The organism is Neobacillus sp. YX16 (genome assembly GCF_030123505.1).
GTDB lineage: Bacteria > Bacillota > Bacilli > Bacillales > Cytobacillaceae > Neobacillus.
In genome coordinates this window covers 227190-247024 of the sequence record NZ_CP126115.1, presented here as the reverse complement: position 1 = coordinate 247024, position 19835 = coordinate 227190, and the positions used below count along the sequence as shown (strand labels likewise).

Here is a 19835-nt window from a genome sequence, read left to right as displayed (position 1 = left end):
GAAAATAACTTGGTTGTTTTTCTTCAAAAAATAACTTGGTGAGCCATGAAGGATTCGAACCTTCGACCCTCTGATTAAAAGTCAGATGCTCTACCAACTGAGCTAATGGCTCTTGGCTGGGCTAGCTGGATTTGAACCAACGCATGTCGCAGTCAAAGTGCGATGCCTTACCGCTTGGCTATAGCCCAATATTGGAAATCTCATAAGAAAATGGCGGTCCGGACGGGACTCGAACCCGCGACCTCCTGCGTGACAGGCAGGCATTCTAACCAACTGAACTACCGGACCAAATGTGTTTTAAATAAGAAACAGGAAATGAGTTAAAATCATCTCCCGTCCCTGATGACCCCTACGGGATTCGAACCCGTGTTACCTCCGTGAAAGGGAGGTGTCTTAACCACTTGACCAAGGGGCCAATTTTATGGCGGAGAAGGAGGGATTTGAACCCTCGCGCCGGTTACCCGACCTACACCCTTAGCAGGGGCGCCTCTTCAGCCTCTTGAGTACTTCCCCATAAAAATGGCTCCGCAGGTAGGACTCGAACCTACGACCGATCGGTTAACAGCCGATAGCTCTACCACTGAGCTACTGCGGAATAATTAAATTTTTCGATGTCAAACAAGGACAATCAGCTTGTCGACTCTTTACATTATAATGACGATGCATTATAAAGTCAATACGATTTTCATAGAAAATAACCTGCATATTATTTCCTTATTCTTCATATAACTCTTTTACCTTTTTAAGCTTACCTCTGCACTTTCCACACACATACCGATTTGTATTAATACTTCTTTTTCTTTTATATTGCTGACGGCATTTTGAACATTCATAAAGGAGAATTTTATTTGGGGTGCGTTTCTTAGGTTTGTCTAGCAGTGGACTGCAGAATCTTGGTGCACCTACTTTTTTCAATAACATTTTAAAATCTTGATCACGGTGCTGATACCCTTTTCCTTCTAAGTGGAGATGGTAATGGCAGAGTTCATGTTTAATAATCCCGATTAGTTCGTTTAAACCCAGTTGGTCTAAGTATTTTTTATTGATATCGATGTTATGAGTCCCAAGTAGATATCTTCCCCCTGTTGAACGCAGCCTGCTATTAAAGGAGGCTTTATGCCTAAATGGCTTACCAAAGAATTCAATCGAGACTTTTTCGACTAATTTTTGTAGTTCTTTATCCTCCATTTGCCTTCCTCCTTACATAAAGCGAACGTGACAACCTATTATAGCATATATTGTAGATACCTATAATGATCTACTTTTCGGGAGGGTAAACTATGCCGACTTGGTTCCAAAACCAAATGAAAAGAGCTTTCTACGAGAAGGACCGATATCAAATTAAACTGTTAAACCAATGCTGGTTTTTTTACAGGAAGAAACATATTTCATAAGAATACAATGCTCTGTTACTAATAGCGTCTATTGGTTACCGCTTTTTTATTTTCTGTTGATGTTTGGTAACCAATAGCCTCTATTAGTTACCACTTTTTTCGATTTCTCTTTTATTTGGTCACCATGAACGCTCTATGGTTACCACTTTCTAAATTTTCCTTCATTCTGGTCGTCATGAACGCTCCAAGTTCAACTTCACAAAAAAAGATGACCATCCGAAAAAAATGGTCATCTTCATTAAGTGTTTCTTTATTTAGATGGCGGCAGCATGGTTAATGCTACTCTGCCTTTTTTCATATCCACTGAGTCCACCCAAACAGTTACCACATCACCAACAGATACGATATCCAAAGGATGTTTCACAAAACGATTACTTAGCTTAGAAATGTGAACGAGACCATCCTGCTTAACGCCGATATCTACAAACGCGCCAAAGTCTACTACATTTCTAACTGTCCCCTGCAGTTCCATTCCTGCACTTAGATCTTCTAATTTAAGGACATCCTTTTTCAATAATGGACGCGGCAGGTCATCACGCGGGTCACGTTCTGGTCTTACAAGTGCGTCGATGATATCTTTTAATGTTAATTCACCAATTGACAGCTCTGCAGAAACTGATTTTAAATCAAGACCACCAAGAGCATCTCTTAATTCAGCACTACCTAAATCATCTGTTGAAAAGCCCAGGCTCTCTAATAACTTTTTCACTTCATTATAGCTTTCTGGGTGAATTCCCGTCTTGTCTAACGGCTGCTTCCCATCTAATACACGCAAGAAGCCAATGGCTTGTTCATATGTTTTAGCCCCCAGACGAGGGACTTTCTTTAATTGGACCCTGCTCGTAAACTTCCCTTCCTCTTCTCTTTTCTTCACAATATTATGGGCCGCTGTTTTTGTCAGTCCTGCAACATATTGCAACAAGGAAGCTGAAGCTGTATTTACATTCACACCTACACGGTTAACCGCGGTTTCCACAACAAAATGCAATGATTCGGAAAGACGCTTTTGCGTAACATCATGCTGGTATTGACCAACCCCTACTGATTTCGGGTCTATTTTCACTAGCTCTGCAAGTGGATCCTGTAATCTTCTTGCAATTGAGACTGCACTTCTTTCTTCTACTTGAAAATTAGGAAACTCTTCTCTCGCTATATCAGAAGCAGAGTACACACTGGCACCCGCTTCATTCACAATTAGATAATAGATTTCATCTTCCATTTCCTTCAGGATATCGGCTACGAATTGTTCGGTTTCCCTTGAGGCAGTTCCATTGCCTATGGCAGCCATCTCTACTTTATAATCCCGCAGAATTTGGATGAACTTCTCTTTCGCTTCCTTTGTCTTTGAGACGGGTGGATGCGGATAAATCACATCAATCTTCAACACCTTACCTGTTTCATCCACAACCGCTAGCTTACAGCCTGTCCGATAAGCCGGGTCAACGCCAATAACCACTTTTCCTTTCAAAGGCGGCTGCAAAAGGAGGTTACGAAGATTTTCAGAGAAGATATGAATCGCTTGCTCTTCACCTTTATCATTTAGTTCACCCCGAATTTCCCTTTCAATCGAGGGCTGGATAAGCCGCTTATAGCTATCTTCAATTGTTTCTATTACAAAAGGTGCTGCGGGTGAATGCTGTACACGTACCCATTTTCTTGATAGATAAGATAGGATTATGTCATTATTCATCTTTATCGATACCCTTAAGATATCTTCCTTTTCACCACGATTTAATGCAAGGATTCGATGGGGAACAATTTTATTTACTGGCTCTTCATATTCATAGTACATTTCATAAACTTTTTTCTCGTCTTTTTCCGCATCTTTTACTGTTGATTCCACTTTTCCCGACTTAAAGGTTTCGTTACGAATCCATTTCCGCCCCTCTGCATCATCGGAAATCATTTCAGCAATGATATCTTTCGCACCAGCAATCGCGTCTTCGGCCGTAAGGACTTCTTTTTCATCCGATAAAAATTCCTTTGCCTTTTCCTCAATCGGAGTTTTAGGAAATGTTAATAACCATTCTGCTAATGGTTCTAGCCCCTTTTCCTTTGCAACCGTCGCTTTTGTACGTCGTTTTTGTTTATAAGGGCGATATAAATCTTCCACCTCTTGAAGCTTTTCTGCTTTCGTTATTTTATGTGATAGTTCTTCCGTTAATTTTCCTTGCTCTGCAATGGTCCGAAGTACTTCTTCTTTCCTTTGCTCAAGGTTTTGTATGTATTGCCAGCGTTCCTGGATATTTCGTATTTGGACTTCATCTAGTGCCCCTGTCATTTCTTTACGGTAGCGGGCGATAAATGGCACAGTGTTGCCCTCATTCAATAACGAGATTACACTCTTTACCTGCTTATGAGGTATGGTTAACTCGGCAGCTACCTTCCCAAGGAGCTGTTCATCTTTTACAACTGTATCATTCACTTCACAAACCTCCATCCATTCCTATTACCATATTGTATCAAATTACCTCAATCGATTCATTAAAGGAGCAGTTTCTTCTTATAAATAAAAAAATAGCAAGCTAATTAGCTTGCTAAAGGCAGAAACAAATATGAGGTTAGAGCATACGTATAAAAAAACGCTCTTTCTAAGAAGAGCGTGCAATCATGCTAAAATTCGATGAGACCTATACTTACTCGCAAGGCTTCATCCACTTTTTCCATCATTTCGTCATCGAGATGGGTTATTTTATCGGTTAACCGCTGTTTATCAATTGTACGAATCTGTTCTAAAAGTATGACTGAATCTCGTTCAAAACCGTAGCGCTTCGCATCAATTTCTACATGAGTGGGAAGCTTCGCTTTTTGAATTTGTGCTGTAATCGCTGCAACAATAACTGTGGGACTAAACCGATTCCCGATGTCGTTTTGAATGACAAGTACAGGACGGACGCCGCCTTGTTCAGAACCAACAACTGGGGATAGGTCCGCGAAATAAACGTCACCACGCTTGACAATCAAGGGATTACCCTCCGCTTACAAGACGTTCAACTGTGTGCTCTGCCTCAAATTCTGCTTGAAATGCTTCCGATGCAATCGATAAATTGATCATTGCCATTTCCATGTACCCACGTCTCATGGATTCGCGAATTTGTCTCTTTTTTCGTTCGCGTAAATACATTTTAGTTGCCTGATAAATAAACTCGCTCCGGTTAACGTTTTCTAATTTTACAAAACCATCTAACTCGGTTAAAAGATGTTGCGGTAATTTTACTAAGATTTCCGTAGTTGCGCCGGATTCAGACACAAACATACACCTCCACCATCACTACACACCATTTTTTCTATCTACCATATTTAATAATACCACTTAATGCCCAACATGCATAGACTAATTATAATACTTCTGTATTATAGGCCAAACAAACTACCTTTTATGCACCAAAATTCCGCATTATCATAAATATGTTCCCATTTTTAATAATAGGCCATTTATTCGGGCAGAAGATAGTTTTTTAATACGACAATTTTCCCACCTTGTTTATATAGACGGGGCACTCTAGTTGAGATGATACATGGTACTTCATAATTGATTGTTTCTAGTTTTTGAGCAATTTCATTAACTGAAATAAATTCTTCACTCTGTCTGCCTATTAACGTAACAGTCGTCCCAACAGGAACTTCATGTGGTAATTTTACCATACATTGATCCATACAAATCCTGCCAACAATTGGCACCCTTCTACCTTCAACCAATACTTCCTGCCCTTGAAGTCGACGAATCCAGCCGTCAGCATAACCGATAGGAATCGTACCAATCCACTCTTCGTCCTCTGCCTCATAAGTAGCACCATAACTTACTTTATCACCTTTATCGAGTTTTTTCACATGGACAAGTCTCGAACGGAGCGAAAACGCCTCCTTAAGGGGAAAAGGCAGTTCATGTTCTATTTCAGGAGATGGTGTCAATCCATACATCGCAATTCCAAGACGAACGGCATTAAAATTAGCCTTTGAGAAACGTAAAGCAGCGGCACTATTACTGCAATGGATATATTTAGGCTTTTCCTTTATAACAGACAGCAAATCATGAAATAACTCTAATTGTTTATCTAGGTAAGTTTGGTCTGCTTCATCTGCTGTGGCAAAGTGGGTAAAGATACCCTCAATTGCCAGCCGTCCATCTCTTGAAATCGTTTCGATAACCTGTTCTAACTCTTCCTTTGTACGGATACCAATTCTCCCCATTCCAGTATCAAGCTTAATATGAACTGGAAGTACCTTATCTTTTGGAAGATAGGATTGTGCAACCGTTACCCATTCTAACTGGAATACTGTAATGGTAATGTTAAATTTGACTGCCAGCTCAACATCTTCTGGACGTGTTGCACCTAAGACTAGAATGGGTGCAAGTACTCCCTTATTCCGGAGGGCGATGGCCTCATCCATAAATGCAACTGCTAGATACGTTGCACCTGCTTTCAGTGCACTCTCGGCCACTTTAATATCCCCATGACCGTATGCATTTGCTTTTACCACAGCTATGATTTCCACTTTGGGAGGCAAAAGTTTTTTGACAGATGTAACATTTGCGAGAATATAATCTAAATCAACCTCTGCCCATGTATCTCTATAAAAATAGCCCTGCTCTTGCATTATTCCACTTCCTAATTACTTAAAGTCACTTTTATTATATTTATTTTTACCCTATTGATTATCAAACTACTTATTTTAATTGTCAAATGAAAAACAGGCCCTATACAGAGCCTGTATCCTTTAATCTTATTTTTCTACATCTCCTTGCACGGTTCTTGCAATCTCGATGAGTTCATTTTCCGTTAGGTCATTTGATGCAATCATGTAGTCTACACCATCGGAAGTCCACGTAATCGAGCCTTCAGAAACAGCACCGATAGTAATACCTAAATCAACTAAGTCTCCATCCACATAAGTTGGTGACGATGAGGCTTCCTTCACGGTTACCTTTTCTTGTACTAGTGTGAATGACTTAGCACCTTCATAGGTTAGGACAACACGTTTTCCATCCTCAAGGTTGACTACCTTTTCATCCACTAACTTCGCACCCATATCAGCAGTTGGGTATTTAACAGTAAAGGCTTCATCCTTACTATCTGCCATTACAGGAAGGTTAAGATCAGCACGAGTCATATTCTTTTTCATATCAAAATCGCTATCATCAAAGCTGGCGTTGAATTTAACCTTTGAGAACTCTACAGTAACTAGCGCATTTCGATCTGGGTCCATCACTTTTACCATCGCCGGTGATAAATCTTCTTTGTTTAGTTTAATTTCCTGGATTGGCAGCATACTATTGTTTTGATAACGAGTTTTTGTTTCAAATACATAATGTTCTTTTGTAGCAGAGAATTTTGACTCTTTATCTTCAACAATGTCTTTAATTAACGATTCGTATAAATAAGCTTGGCTGCTGTTTTGCGGCCAGTCACTTTGGAATTTGAAACTCTTTTTAAGTGCAGGAGTTAAAACAAATACCCCTTCATCATTACGTAAGATCATCTGGCTTTGATCTTTTTCTGCATTTTTTAAATTAACACGGTAGAATGTTGGATCCTTATGCCAAATCTCAACATTATACACCTGTGAATCAGTTCCCATTTTCAACGTCATTTTTGCATCTACTTTATAACCAGTTAAATCATTTAGTTTTCCATTTAACTCTTTCACCACATCATCTTTTGACTTAGAGCCACAGGCAGCTAGTAGAAAGATGACCATTAACCCCGTAAACAAAAGCAAAAACCTTTTCTTCAATTCCTTCAACCCCTTCTTGTCTCATTTTCATATGAATATAAAGAAGACTCGTCTCTCCCATTTCCCTATGAATATATGAGACAACCTTTTGGAATATGATAAAAGGATTGCCAAGCTATTGTGAATTTTTCTATTTTTCTTCGATGACTACCTGTGCAACAGCATAATCTCTGCTGTGTGAAATAGAAAGAAATCCATTACTTTCAGGCTTTACGATGCAGGGCTTGCCTAAAGAATCTGTTTCGATTTCAATATCTAGAAAAGATAACTCTTTACCGATTCCCGTCCCAAGAGCCTTAGAATAAGCCTCTTTTGCCGCAAATCTCCCAGCTAAAAATTCAATTTTTCTTCGCTCAGGAAGCTGTACGAACGTTCGTTTCTCATTTTCAGTCAGTATTCGATCTACTAATTTCTTTTGTCTAGTGACAATCTCTTCGATCCTGGAAAGTTCAATAATATCAATTCCAATCCCTTTAATCATGCTCAAGGTTCCCTTCTATTTATATTTAAAGATGCATAATAGTACAACAAGACCTTAATTCAGTCTATTATTATTAGTAAGTTTACTCAGGGAGGTTTATTATGTTTACGAGAACAGAAAGTTTTCGCGAATTTATCCGTTTTTATCCGGTTGTTTCTATTATTATTGCCATCCATTTCCTATTATATCTTTTAACCGCTTTACCCATATTCCCAAACTTTTGGTTTAAAGCGACTTTTTCAGGGGTAAACCTTTATATTATGGAAGGTGAGTATTGGAGACTTGTCACTCCCATCTTTATGCATGGCGGGTTTACACATGTTCTTTTTAACAGTTTCTCACTTGTTCTTTTTGGTCCAGCACTTGAAAGGCTTCTCGGTAAAGGTAAATTCCTGCTCGTCTATCTTGTTTCCGGGATCCTTGCAAATGTGGCGACTTTACTACTTGAACCTTTAACCTATGTACATGTTGGGTCTAGTGGAGCGATTTTTGGATTATTTGGCTATTATATTAGCATGATTCTCTTTCGTAAGCATATGCTCTCACAGCAAAATTCGCAAATTATCCTTATCATTTGTGCTCTTAGCTTGATTATGACCTTCATCCAGCCCAATATTAATATCACTGCCCATCTATTCGGTTTATTAGGAGGCTTTTTACTAGGAGCTATTTTTTATAATAAAAAGAGGGATTGAGCCAATATTTTGGTTCAATCCCTTTTATTAGCTTCCCTTCGAAAACCAAGAATAAACTTGCTTCACATCATTTTTGTCCATATCGATTACTGTGCCCCCAGAACCACCGAAGCCAACCTTCACGAATGCTTCCAGAGACCCTAGTTCTTTTCTTTTTTGAAAGTAGCTTTCTTTGATTTCTAGACTTTGGATTTTATTTTTCTTGATAAATACGGTAGATCTAACTAGCTTTCGATACCGTAGATTTAATTGATGGTTTTCCAGCTTCCATCCGGCATCCTTATATTTTAATATTCCCCAAAAAGTAAACCACGCTAGAACTATCAATGAAAGAAGTCCCCAAACCTTTAGAAAGAAAATAGCAGCAGCCACTACAGGAACAATAAAGATCCAGCTCCTAAAAACATAACGAAGCATCGCTCTTTTAGGTACAGGATTAAAGCTTGAGGATAGTTGGTAATCCGTAAGATGGGGCCCCAAAATGTCTTTAATTGTATCTATCTTTACAAGCGGCAGGAGCAGTACCTTTGAACCTTCTTGATTACTAGCTGAACCACCTGCACTTTCAACCAGAACCGACCCATAACCCAGCCATTGACGAACGATATTTTCATTAATCCTGATGGCTTGAATCCGAGTTAACGGAATTGTAATCTGTCTTTTTTCTAATAAACCTTGAGAAATAACCAAATCATGTTCTGTTTTCGTGACATTGAAATTCGCATATTTTAGCATCGTTCCAATAAGGGCAATAACCCAAGCAACCACGAAGCCTCCAAACACAAGCAGGACAATGATAATCAGATTACTTACTGCCCATTGTTCAACTCCACGAAATACTCTTTCATAAGGAATCAAATCATCCAGCTGTGAGAAAAACGCCAATACCGCTGATATGACTACTCCTACACCACCCGATGTAAGTGATAGTAAGATTAACTGTGCTGGAGTAATCCTATATACAGTATGACTAGGAATTTCCTGAACAGATTCAACTTCTTGAACAACAGGGTTTTTAGCTGCAGCTACATATTCTTGAATATAGCGCGCCTCTTCTTTAGAGATAGCCGCCAGGACTGCTTCTGCTTCATCTGTCCCGCTTCCTCCTGCGGTTTCTATCTTGACCTTCACCATTCCGCATAGGCGTTGAAGGATTCCTTCTGAAATATCCAGACTTTGAATCCGCTCTAAAGGGATATATCTCTTCTTGCGAACAAAAACACCAAATTCGATCCGAAGCTCATTCTGCTCCAATCTATAGGTGTATCGCAGCCAGGAAAGAATACTTGTCAGAACGATTACAACCATTGCGATAGCGATCGCCCCAAATAGCAGCAGCTTTCCTCCTTTATTCCAAATAAAGAACAATGCAATAAAACTAAAAATGGTATCCTTTAACCTTTTACCTATAGTCAGCACTATCACAATCGGATGAAGTCTTTTCGGGTCAGACATCTTCATCCGCCACCCTTGCAAGTTTAGAAATAAAGTGCCTTAATTCTTCTGCCTCACTCTCTTCTAATGCAGGAATTTCATGTGAAGTTGCAGCTGTATTAATAATAACTGAGGCTAATTGATATTTACGTAAAATAGGTCCCTGTACCGTATCAACATGTTGAACACGAATCATCGGAATTAACGTTCGCTTTACGATGAAAATACCTTCCTGAAGTTCAATTTCCTCATCTCTAACATCATACCGCCAGCGTCTCCACTTTATTGACGGCAATAAAAAAATGAATAAATATGTAGAAATAAGTTCAATTCCGATTAATATCACTGAAATCCAAAATGGACCATTAAAGATATGTAATAGAAAAATAGCCACTCCTGTTAAAATCCAGCTAATGACAATCTTAATCACACCTGAAATTTTCCAAACGGTTAATGCCTTTGCAGATATACGTTTTTGCGGCTCTAGTATCATACACTTCCCTCCCATTCACACTGCTCTCTTAAGTATACACGGTAATAAGGGAGGAAACATCAACGTTATTCAACAACAAAACTAGATTGGTCTATTGGTTTAATTCCCTTCCTGCCAAGTAAATCCTCCATTAGGCGAAAGAGGGCGGCATCCTTTTGCTTGGCTTCTATCATGCAATGGACTTCAGGAACAGTTCCTTTAATTTTATTTATGAATTCTAAAAACATTTCCGGATCAACAAAATCTGCGTGCGCCCTATATTCCTTCTCAGAGCGAGGACTTGATATATGCATTTTTACTGGAAGTGATGATGTTTTCCACGTGTTAACGATTCGTCCCCAATCCTCCTGCCACTCTTCCTCTTCATGATTAGCCAAATGATGGTGGTAATCAAATACCATTGGTATCCCTAACTTCTCACAAAGATATAGAGTTTCTTTCACTGTGAAAGTGGTATCATCGTTTTCGAGCATAATCATGTTTTGAATAGCAGGCTGGATATATCCCCAATTATGGATAAACTGTTCAAGTGCCTTTTCCTTATCGTCATAGCCGCCGCCTACATGCAGTACACAACGATGTTCTGTGTCAATCTCCATGCCCTTTAGCAATTTCTTATGCATCACAAGTGTCTTCAGTGCATTAGAGAGTATTTCTTTGTTGGGCGTATTAAGGACAACAAAATGGTCTGGGTGAAAGTCAATTCGCATTGGGTATTGATTAAGGTAGTCAGCGATTTTTTTTAATGATCCTATCAGTGGCTTTATATAATCCCAATCAAGCAGTTCCTCGTGATTAGCCAGGGGGATTAAGCGGGAGCTTAGACGGAAGAAGTGAATTTGATTTCCGGCATTGTGCTTTAATAACCTTAAGCAATGATCTATATTTGATTCTGCAATTCGCTCTAGCTTTCGAATTGCAGCTTCACGGTCCTTTATCTTGCTAAATTGTGCAAATGTCATCGTTTGGGATGGTGATGCATTTTGAAGCTTAACACTCATCGCCACATATCCAAGTTTAACAATCATCCTCATCACTCCCTCCAGTAGTACTATTACTATTCCCCATATTCACTAAATTTCGACGGTATAATCGGGCAGGTTGGGTGAATCAAAGGGAAACCATATTCGAGTCTTAGATATACTAAAGTAGATTTACAATCCAGTCTATCTTTTTTAATGAATATCGGTTTACCTGCCAAAAGGTTGGCTCCATCTGCCAATTTTGACCGCCTACCTGCTGTTTACCCCATTTTACCCGCAAAATCCCTTTGTTTATCTGCCTAACCAATTCCCCACAACCCTCAATCCCTTAAAGAGCCAGGCTGCGGCCTGGCTCAGGTCATTATCTTTGAGGTTTTAGGTAGATTCTCGGTCTTGCCTTGCCCCTTTTTTTAATAAAAATATGCTTACCTGCCAAAAGGTTGGCTCCATCTGCCAATTTTGACCGCATACCAGCGGAATACCCCACTTTACCTGCCAAATCCCTTTGTTTATCTGCCTAACCAATTCCCCCACCATCCCCCTAACCCTAAAAAAGAATCAAAAAAAAGATTAAAAAAGCATGGACGTATAGTCCATGCTGGTTTTGGTCTTATTAACGATTAAAGCTTCTTGGTTTTGGTTTTCCTGATGTACGCTTTTCACCTGTTCTTGGCTTAGCAGGTGCCTTTTTACGATCGCGATCACCACGTTCGCCACCACGTGAAGAATTATAGCTTCTATTGTCATCTCTTTTTCTACGGTCACGGTCTTGTGGCTTTCTGTCCCTCTTAGAATGCATTGGTGATTCTTCTGTTAACTTAACCGGTGTTTGATCAGGCTCTTTTGTTAACATTTTCAAAACAGCTGCAATGACAGTTGAAGCATCATTTTCTTCAAGTAATTCTTGAGCAGCTCTTTTATAATACTGAAGATTATTTCCTTCAATGGTTTGCACAATCTTATCCACTACTGCTCGTTGTTGACCTTCTAATGCTTCATCAAGTGTAGGAGCAGTCATTCTTTCCATCTTACGTTTCGTTGTTCTTTCTAAAACAGATAGGTAAGACTTTTCACGTGGTGTGATGAATGTTAGGGCCATACCTGATTTACCAGCACGTCCTGTACGTCCAATTCGGTGGACATAGCTTTCAGGATCTTGTGGAATATCAAAGTTGTAAACATGGGTTACGCCAGAGATATCTAGACCCCTTGCTGCCACGTCCGTTGCCACTAATACATCAATTGTTCCTTCTTTAAATTTCCGAAGGACCTGCATACGTTTCGCCTGCGTTAAATCTCCGTGAATTCCCTCAGCTGTGTAACCTCTTAAGGTTAATGCTTCGGATAATTCGTCAACGCGGCGTTTAGTCCGTCCAAAGATAATCGCTAACTCTGGTGATTGAATATCAAGAAGTCTTGTTAAGACATCAAATTTATTCTTTTCCATCACTTCAAGATAAAATTGTTCAATCGCCGGTACAGTCATTTCTTTCATCTTGACACGAACAATTTGGGGGTCTTTCATAAACTTTTCTGCCATTCTTTGAATCGGAGCTGGCATTGTTGCTGAGAAAAGTAAAGTTTGACGCTCTGCCGGTGTAGAAGCAAGAATGGTTTCAATGTCTTCAATGAATCCCATATTTAACATTTCATCTGCTTCGTCAAGAATAACAGTATTAACTGTATCTAAGCGCATTGTTTTTCTGTTTATATGATCCAGTACACGTCCAGGAGTACCAACAATAATATGTGGAAACTTCTTTAATGAACGGATTTGGCGGCTGATGTCCTGTCCCCCGTAAATGGATAGAACGCGGACTCTTTTTCCTGATCCAATTTTATAAAGCTCTTCTGATACTTGGATCGCAAGCTCACGAGTTGGCGCAATGATGATTCCTTGGATTGCATCCTTGGTTACATCAACCTTTTCAACTAAAGGAATTCCAAATGCAGCTGTTTTACCAGTTCCTGTTTGAGCCTGCCCGATCAAATCCTTGTTTGCAAGCCCCATTGGGATAGTTTCTGCCTGGATTGGTGTTGCTTCCTCAAAACCCATTTTGAGGACAGCTTCTAAAGTGGCCTGACTTAGGCCTAAATCTTCAAACTTTGTCAATGTTTTCATTCTCCTTCATCTATGTGAAAATATTTTTAAAGTGCTGAATATTTTCGCCCGATACTCAGAAATGCGGAAAGCGTCTTGCTTAGGGGCGAAAAGCGTTGTAGGGCCTGTCGGTGAAGTCACATGTGACTTCATCGTTGGACTGAAGCGGTCGAGCCCCTAGGCGCTGCAGCTAGACACGCATCAAAATGCCGCAAGTAGGTAACATCTATATTTTACCAAAAAAAGACATTCTCCTTCAAGGAGTATGCCCTTTATTCATCGTTCTTTAGACACGTTGCAGATAATCATAACACTATTACAAGCTTATTGCAATTAATGCGTTTTTTTTCGGTCCCATATCGGCAATTACCTCTCCATCAAAAAGTCATACACTTGGGAAAAAAGGGCCTCTTTTTCCTCACAATGACAAATATGATGGCTAGAATCCTTGATATAAGTAAGCCTTTTTGTTTTAGCGCTAATTGTACGATATAAGTATTCTGCACTTTTAGGAGGGACGATCCCGTCACATTCCCCCTGTGCAATCAGTGTTGGCACTTCTACTTGAGGAAGAAGTGGTTTAATGTAAGAAACAAGCCTGCGAAATTGTAAAGTCGCTTTTATGGGAGTTGCTTTTATTTTTCTTTTATATCGCTGAAAAAATTCATTATTTTCTAAGTTTCCTTTTAATGAATCCAAAATCATTGATTTAATTTCACTTGCCATTTGTTTAGGGTTTAGGTAATAGGCAGCTGCACTAAGTAGTACAAGCTTGTCCACCGGGTGCTTTGCAGCTAGAAGACTTGCAATCATACCACCCATGGAAAATCCTATCACATAGACCTGATCACAGGTATCAATTAATTTCTTTAATTCGTTCTCTGCATGTTCGATCCACTGTTGATATTGGACACCTTTTAATGAAAGATTTTCGCCATGGCCAGGAAGAGTCGGGACACTGAATATCCAGTCTGTATGGTTCTTTAAATACTCAGCAAGAGGCTCTACTTCATATGGTGCCCCTGTAAAGCCATGAATACATAAACAGCCAATCATATTCTCTTCACCTGCTTTATTTTGAAGAATATTTTTCTTTAGTGTTCCATTAACAGCATTTAGCATACGGTCTTATTTTTGGGTATTAAATCCTTACTTATTCTGTAATGCTGTAACAATTTCTTCTAATTTCATTCCTCTTGAAGCCTTTACCAGAACTAATGATTCGTTATTTACATGTTGCTTTAACACTTTAATCAGCTCATTTTTGTCACTATAGGAAAAAACTCTGTGTTTCCCTAAAGCGGAACGTGCTCCTTCAGCTATGTGTTCTGCTAACTTTCCAAAGGTAAAGACATAATCTATTTTACCCGGATTCAATCCCTCACCAATTTGTTGATGGTATTGTTCTTCCTGAGGGCCTAGTTCTAGCATATCACCGAGAACTAGAATGATTTTCTGGTAACCCTTAAGGTTTGAAACCAGTTCAATTGCCGCTGTCATTGAGGTTGGACTAGCATTATAGGCATCGTTGATTATCTTTTCACCATGACTCCCCTCGACGAGCTCCATCCTCATATTGGTGAGTTTAACGTTTGCTAAGCCTTCATTCATTTTAGTAAATGGCACATCAAAGTGGTTAGCAATGATCATCGCAGCAAGTGCGTTTAATATATTATGAGTTCCTAATACAGGAAGTTCGAAGTTTTCTGAGGACTCATTGATCGTAAACCTATTGCCTTGTTCTAACTGAATGACTTCTGTAGGATAAAAGTCATTCCGGTTATTTCTTCCAAATGTTAGAACATTTACATTCCCTTTATATTTATTTATTCGTTCCATAAGAAGTGGTTCATCGCCATGAAGGACAGCCAGTCCCCCCTCTTTTAATCCATGCAAAATTTCAAGCTTAGCTTCGGCAATTCCTTCTCTTGACCCAAGATCAAGAAGATGTGATTCTCCGATATTTGTAATTACAACTGCATCCGGAGAAGCAAGTTTTGTGAGAAATTCTATTTCTCCTCTGCCGCTCATTCCCATTTCTAATACAGCAATTTCAGTATCCATATCCAAACCTAAAACGGTTAGAGGCAATCCAATATGGTTATTATAATTTCCTTCTGTTTTTTGTACCTTATAAGTGGTGGATAAGAGGGATGCTGTCATATCTTTTGTGGTAGTTTTTCCATTACTACCGGTAATTCCTACCACTTTTACTGGTAATTGTTTGCGATATTCTCTCGCCAATTCCTGCAAGGCAACTAAACAATCTTCAACAATCAAGATAGGTAAATGTGTTGGGGGATTGGGCACATCCTTTTGCCACAATGCAGCACCTGCGCCCTTTTTAAGCGATTCCTCTACAAATTTATGGCCATCCGAGCTTTCCCCTTTAAAAGGAATAAATAAATTACCAGGTTCAATTTTTCTAGAATCAATGGAAACACCGGTAATTTCTATCTCAACAAATGAGGTAATATCATTTTTAACAGCTATCATATCTGATATCTGCTTTAGATTTCTTTTTATCATTTCAAACCTCCAGTTAGTTGTGAATTTTAAATAGGGCTGTTTTCGAAACTTTTGTCGTTAAAATCTTAAAGCCGATTTTAACGTGGAAATAGTTATTTTGCGCCTATGAATTTAGTTTGCAAGCTCTTTTCTTATAATTATGCTTTTTTTTGCGAATACACAGTACAATCATTAATTTTGGATACAAAAAGCAACAAGGTTTAAGAAAAGAGCCTTAAATAAAGACACGGCACCCTGCCGTGTCAATTTCTTAGAAAGTGTATTTAATGTTTTGTTTTTCTGCATGTCTTTCTTTTGCAAGATTAACTAACGTTTCAATCAATTGTGGATATTCAACACCTGTATGTTTCCATAGTAGCGGAAACATGCTGAAAGGCGTAAAACCCGGCATCGTATTCACTTCATTAATTAATGCCTTACCGTCTTTTGTTAAGAAGAAGTCCGCACGAACAAGTCCAGAGCAATCCAGCGCTTTAAAGGCTTGAATGGCCATTTCCTTTATTTGTTGATATTCTTCCTTGGAAACATCTGCTGGAATGATTAATGCCGTATCACCATCTTCATATTTCGCTTTATAATCATAAAAATCCTTTTTTGGAACAATTTCACCGGCTACAGAGCACTTTGGTTCATCATTGCCAAGGATACCCACTTCGATTTCACGGGCTATGACGCCCTCTTCAATGATTACTTTACGATCAAATTGAAACGCCTCAACGAAGGCCGCTTCAAGTTCTGCTCGGTTAGTACATTTACTGATGCCGACACTTGAACCTAGGTTAGCCGGTTTTACAAAGCAAGGGTACCCGAGTTTCTCTTCCACTTTGGAATAGGCAGATTCTTTCGCCTTTTCCCATTCTGTTCTAATAAAGGCAACATAATTCACCTGTGCCAACCCTGCTTGAGCAAATACATTTTTCATCATTACTTTATCCATTCCCGCTGAAGAAGCTAATACACCATTCCCGACATACGGAAGGTTTAATAACTCCAATAATCCTTGTACTGTTCCATCCTCACCATTTGGTCCGTGCAGCAGTGGAAAGATTACATCTAATGGTTCGTATTCTGTTTGTTCGCTGTTCTGGAAGAGCGATGGTGCTAATGATAAAGGGGTTAACTGATTTTCATTTGAAAATTCTAATGCTTTGATGTTTTCTACAGGCGCAGTAAGCTGTGGTCCCTTTATCCACTGACCTTCTACATTTATGTAAATCGGATGTATTTCATATTTTTCAAGATCAAGCGCTTTTATAACGGCAAGTGCTGTTTGTAATGATACTTTATGTTCAGCGGATTTACCCCCGTACAATAAACCAATTTTTGTTTTCATACTAAACCTCCATTTTCGCATTTCACGATTTTATTTTATCACTTTTATTATTTTATGAAACCTACAGCTTGGTTAAAAACTCCCTATAATTACTTATACAAATAAAATCTCCCCACCTAAATGGAGAGATTAGATTACGGTAAGCTTCCATTCTTTTGTTTTCTTATCAAAGATGATTTTTGCATGGCAGTTTTCACCAGAAATTTGTTCATATTCCTCGTACATGTCATCCATTGAGGCAAAGTCGCCTATCACCCAGATAGGGATTTCCAGCCTGCTTCGCTGATGATCCACATCTCGTAAGGAAATACAGATACCTTCCTTAATAAAAGGGGTTAGAGATAGGAGAATTTCCTTATTTATCGGTGGATATAGACGTTTTTTCCTAATTCCAAGGATTGATTTCTCAAGCTTTAACTCTCCTAATTTACTTGAAAGAGCTTGACTTAAGAGTTGAAAAAAATCCTTAAAGCTTCGATAATATGTCTTATTAAAGAAACCATCATCATGGGCTAAATAAACAAAGCGATTACCTAGCTTATTATAAAAGGGAAGTTTTAAATGCTGCTTCTGGTGACCCAAATATAACAATTCCGCTATTTCCTGTCCTGTGAGTTCATTTAATCCTTCTTCTTCAACAAAGTCAATCCAGCAAAAGTCTCCGTAGCCGTATATATCTTCGTCAGCAAGCTTCTTGATTCTATCCTCAGGACAATATTCGAGCAGTGTATGCATATTAAAGTCACCATCTTCAAAATGGTGCTTTAATAATAGCAGCGGATTTAAAGCACCGGAAAAAGCAGCAGCAAATTCGGCAAATTCGATACCGTAGGACAGTACATACTGATCATTTTGATTTAGATGGACATATACGAGATCGCGTATGTCTGGATGATGCTTTTTCAAAGCCAAACTCCTCCGATCAGGAAAAATAAAATCTATTATAATGAGTTAGAACGTACTACATAAAAATGCTCACAAATCTAAACCAATTCTTCATCATTTTATCATTAATAGTCCAAATAGCTTATTTCAATTCTTTTACAATTCTAAAGGTTTTTGTGATACTTTTGAAACAGTTAGCTTGATTATTTTACGAATAACACATACTATTTTTAAACTCCTTACTAGTATTGGCATATTATCAACAAATCATTTTCTAACATACTTGTATAGAGTGTAAAAACGCACCGTTAGAAAGGAGCGTATACAATGATTAAAGATATGACACAGGATGAAATAACTCTCCATATTATTAAATTACTAAAAGAAAACAAAAAGACTGACTTTATAAAAATTCTCGAAGAATTACAGCCATATGACACGGCAAAGATATACGAGGATTTACCGGAAAAGCATAAACTTCGATTTCTTTTATTCTTAAATTTTGACGTACTTGCTGACTTAATGCAGGAGCTTGAAAAAGAAGAACAGCTTGAAGTATTAAATAAACTTGGAATTGAGAAATCCAGCAAAGTCCTTGATTTAATGGACAATGATGATTTAGCCTTACTCCTGGATGAATTATCACCAGAGAAAAAAGAGTCACTGCTCTCTGGTATGAAGGTAGAGGAGTCTAAAGCGGTAACCAATATCATGAATTATCCACCTGAAACTGCTGGAAGAATGATGACCAATCGATTTGTGTGGATTCGAAGTTATTATAATGTCAGAGAAGCTGTTGATAAGTTAAAAACGTTTGCGGAGTTTGCTGAATCGATTAACTACCTCTACGTTGTTGATGAAGAGAGGAAGCTTGTCGGTGTTGTTTCCTATCGAGATTTACTGATGGCAGATCTTAATGAAAAAATTAATAGTATTATGTATGAACGTGTCATTTCAGTTTCTGTCACCACCGACCAAGAAGTAGTAGCCCGAATGACGGAACGATACGATTTCCTTGCTATCCCGGTAGTGGATGAAGAAAATGTGCTGGTTGGTATTGTAACAGTTGATGATATCATTGATGTCGTCATTAAGGAAGCAAATGAGGATATTGAAAAATTATCAGCCTCTGGGAAATCCATCGACTTTGATACAAAAACACTTGTGGCTGCAGCCAGAAGGCTTCCATGGCTTATTTTGCTATTATTTATTGGACTCATATCCGGGAGCATTATCAGCAGTTTTGAAAACACATTGGATCAGGTCGTCGCTATTGCCTTTTTCATGCCAATGATTGCTGGGATGACGGGGAATACCGGTACTCAATCACTTGCAGTAGTCGTAAGAGGCCTTATTTCACACGATATAGATAAAGGCGTCATTGCTCGCTTAGTTTTGCGGGAACTCGGTGTTGGAGTGACAATTGGCGTTACCTGCGCGATCCTCATTTCAATCATTGCCTATATTTGGCAGGGGAGCTTGATCTTAGGTGCAGTCGTCGGTGTTTCCCTTTTCTTTACACTCATTATTGGCACCATGGCTGGTACCATTATCCCGCTCATATTATTCCGTTTAAATATAGACCCTGCCGTCGCTTCTGGCCCATTAATTACGACGATTAATGATATTTTTTCACTGCTCACGTACTTTGGAATTGCATCGATGTTCCTTAATTATCTTCTGTAAGCACGGTCTTAAAATCGTGCTTTATTTTTTTGAAACCTATTCTCTAGCAGATTCGTCATAATAGTTAACATCTTGTAATAATTTT

Annotated in this window: 18 protein-coding genes and 6 tRNA genes; 3 read left to right on the top strand and 21 right to left on the bottom strand. The window is 38.8% G+C overall.

Translation table 11 applies throughout. The annotated features are described in order from the left end of the window. Nucleotides 1–36: 36 nt before the first annotated feature. The 7 genes from QNH48_RS01310 to QNH48_RS01280 form a co-directional block, all read right to left on the bottom strand. Nucleotides 37–112, bottom strand: a tRNA-Lys gene (locus QNH48_RS01310). Nucleotide 113: 1 nt separating this feature from the next. Beyond that, nucleotides 114–188, bottom strand: a tRNA-Gln gene (locus tag QNH48_RS01305). Between the two features lie 23 nt (nt 189–211). Then, nucleotides 212–288: transfer RNA gene (locus tag QNH48_RS01300), tRNA-Asp, on the bottom strand. A gap of 55 nt (nt 289–343) precedes the next feature. After that, nucleotides 344–415 (bottom strand) — tRNA-Glu (locus QNH48_RS01295). Between the two features lie 7 nt (nt 416–422). Further along, nucleotides 423–513: transfer RNA gene (locus QNH48_RS01290), tRNA-Ser, on the bottom strand. A gap of 7 nt (nt 514–520) precedes the next feature. Beyond that, nucleotides 521–595 (bottom strand) — tRNA-Asn (locus QNH48_RS01285). 119 nt (nt 596–714) lie between these two features. Further along, complete coding sequence (locus tag QNH48_RS01280) at nt 715–1188, bottom strand: SprT family protein (RefSeq protein ID WP_283953443.1); 474 nt, start codon at nt 1186–1188, stop codon at nt 715–717. A 92-nt stretch (nt 1189–1280) separates the two neighbouring features. Here QNH48_RS01280 and cmpA point away from each other — a divergent pair, with 92 nt between their 5' ends. Next, nucleotides 1281–1394 (top strand): cortex morphogenetic protein CmpA, encoded by a 114-nt coding sequence (gene cmpA / locus QNH48_RS01275; RefSeq protein ID WP_095251326.1) that lies wholly within the window; start codon nt 1281–1283, stop codon nt 1392–1394. A gap of 250 nt (nt 1395–1644) precedes the next feature. On the opposite strand, the gene QNH48_RS01270 is transcribed toward cmpA, so the two are convergent. From QNH48_RS01270 to acpS, 6 genes are all read right to left on the bottom strand, one after another. Next, nucleotides 1645–3834, bottom strand: a complete 2190-nt coding sequence (locus QNH48_RS01270; protein ID WP_481858449.1) for a Tex family protein — start codon at nt 3832–3834, stop codon at nt 1645–1647. Nucleotides 3835–4007: 173 nt separating this feature from the next. Further along, nucleotides 4008–4358: a type II toxin-antitoxin system PemK/MazF family toxin gene (locus tag QNH48_RS01265; RefSeq protein WP_034673264.1), complete on the bottom strand. Its 351-nt coding sequence runs from the start codon at nt 4356–4358 to the stop codon at nt 4008–4010. A 4-nt stretch (nt 4359–4362) separates the two neighbouring features. After that, nucleotides 4363–4644, bottom strand: a complete 282-nt coding sequence (locus QNH48_RS01260; RefSeq protein ID WP_095251323.1) for a CopG family ribbon-helix-helix protein — start codon at nt 4642–4644, stop codon at nt 4363–4365. A gap of 185 nt (nt 4645–4829) precedes the next feature. Continuing rightward, nucleotides 4830–5993 (bottom strand): alanine racemase, encoded by a 1164-nt coding sequence (gene alr / locus QNH48_RS01255; protein WP_283953441.1) that lies wholly within the window; start codon nt 5991–5993, stop codon nt 4830–4832. Nucleotides 5994–6119: 126 nt separating this feature from the next. Then, nucleotides 6120–7130 carry a LolA family protein gene (locus QNH48_RS01250; RefSeq protein ID WP_283953440.1) on the bottom strand — a complete coding sequence of 337 codons (1011 nt, stop codon included), beginning with the start codon at nt 7128–7130 and terminating at the stop codon, nt 6120–6122. A gap of 130 nt (nt 7131–7260) precedes the next feature. Then, nucleotides 7261–7611 carry a holo-ACP synthase gene (gene acpS, locus QNH48_RS01245; protein WP_095251318.1) on the bottom strand — a complete coding sequence of 117 codons (351 nt, stop codon included), beginning with the start codon at nt 7609–7611 and terminating at the stop codon, nt 7261–7263. Between the two features lie 101 nt (nt 7612–7712). Here acpS and QNH48_RS01240 point away from each other — a divergent pair, with 101 nt between their 5' ends. Further along, nucleotides 7713–8306 (top strand): rhomboid family intramembrane serine protease, encoded by a 594-nt coding sequence (locus tag QNH48_RS01240; protein WP_283953439.1) that lies wholly within the window; start codon nt 7713–7715, stop codon nt 8304–8306. A 27-nt stretch (nt 8307–8333) separates the two neighbouring features. Here the strand turns inward: QNH48_RS01240 and QNH48_RS01235 are convergent, their stop codons facing one another. The 8 genes from QNH48_RS01235 to QNH48_RS01200 all read right to left on the bottom strand — a co-directional run bounded on the left by QNH48_RS01235 (nt 8334) and on the right by QNH48_RS01200 (nt 18085). Further along, the gene (locus QNH48_RS01235; RefSeq protein WP_283953438.1) at nt 8334–9761 is read right to left on the bottom strand and encodes a PH domain-containing protein; all 1428 of its coding nucleotides are present in this window, start codon (nt 9759–9761) and stop codon (nt 8334–8336) included. Then, nucleotides 9754–10233, bottom strand: coding sequence for a PH domain-containing protein (locus tag QNH48_RS01230; RefSeq protein ID WP_283953437.1), 480 nt, complete (start codon nt 10231–10233; stop codon nt 9754–9756). The genes QNH48_RS01235 and QNH48_RS01230 overlap by 8 nt, the downstream gene beginning before the upstream one ends. A gap of 65 nt (nt 10234–10298) precedes the next feature. Next, a complete protein-coding gene (gene uvsE, locus QNH48_RS01225) occupies nt 10299–11261 on the bottom strand; it encodes a UV DNA damage repair endonuclease UvsE (protein WP_283953436.1) in 963 nt (320 codons plus the stop codon). Nucleotides 11262–11829: 568 nt separating this feature from the next. Next, a complete protein-coding gene (gene cshA / locus QNH48_RS01220) occupies nt 11830–13329 on the bottom strand; it encodes a degradosome RNA helicase CshA (protein ID WP_095251309.1) in 1500 nt (499 codons plus the stop codon). A 354-nt stretch (nt 13330–13683) separates the two neighbouring features. Next, entirely contained in the window at nt 13684–14373 is a 690-nt protein-coding gene (locus QNH48_RS01215; protein ID WP_283955645.1) for an alpha/beta hydrolase, read from the bottom strand. Nucleotides 14374–14466: 93 nt separating this feature from the next. Continuing rightward, complete coding sequence (locus QNH48_RS01210) at nt 14467–15846, bottom strand: UDP-N-acetylmuramoyl-tripeptide--D-alanyl-D-alanine ligase (RefSeq protein WP_283953435.1); 1380 nt, start codon at nt 15844–15846, stop codon at nt 14467–14469. Between the two features lie 250 nt (nt 15847–16096). After that, nucleotides 16097–17179, bottom strand: a complete 1083-nt coding sequence (locus tag QNH48_RS01205) for a D-alanine--D-alanine ligase (RefSeq protein ID WP_283953434.1) — start codon at nt 17177–17179, stop codon at nt 16097–16099. Between the two features lie 129 nt (nt 17180–17308). After that, nucleotides 17309–18085, bottom strand: coding sequence for a hypothetical protein (locus QNH48_RS01200; protein ID WP_283953433.1), 777 nt, complete (start codon nt 18083–18085; stop codon nt 17309–17311). Nucleotides 18086–18391: 306 nt separating this feature from the next. Between QNH48_RS01200 and mgtE the strand changes: the two genes are divergently transcribed. Beyond that, nucleotides 18392–19750 (top strand): magnesium transporter, encoded by a 1359-nt coding sequence (mgtE, locus tag QNH48_RS01195; protein WP_283953432.1) that lies wholly within the window; start codon nt 18392–18394, stop codon nt 19748–19750. Nucleotides 19751–19835: the final 85 nt, after the last annotated feature.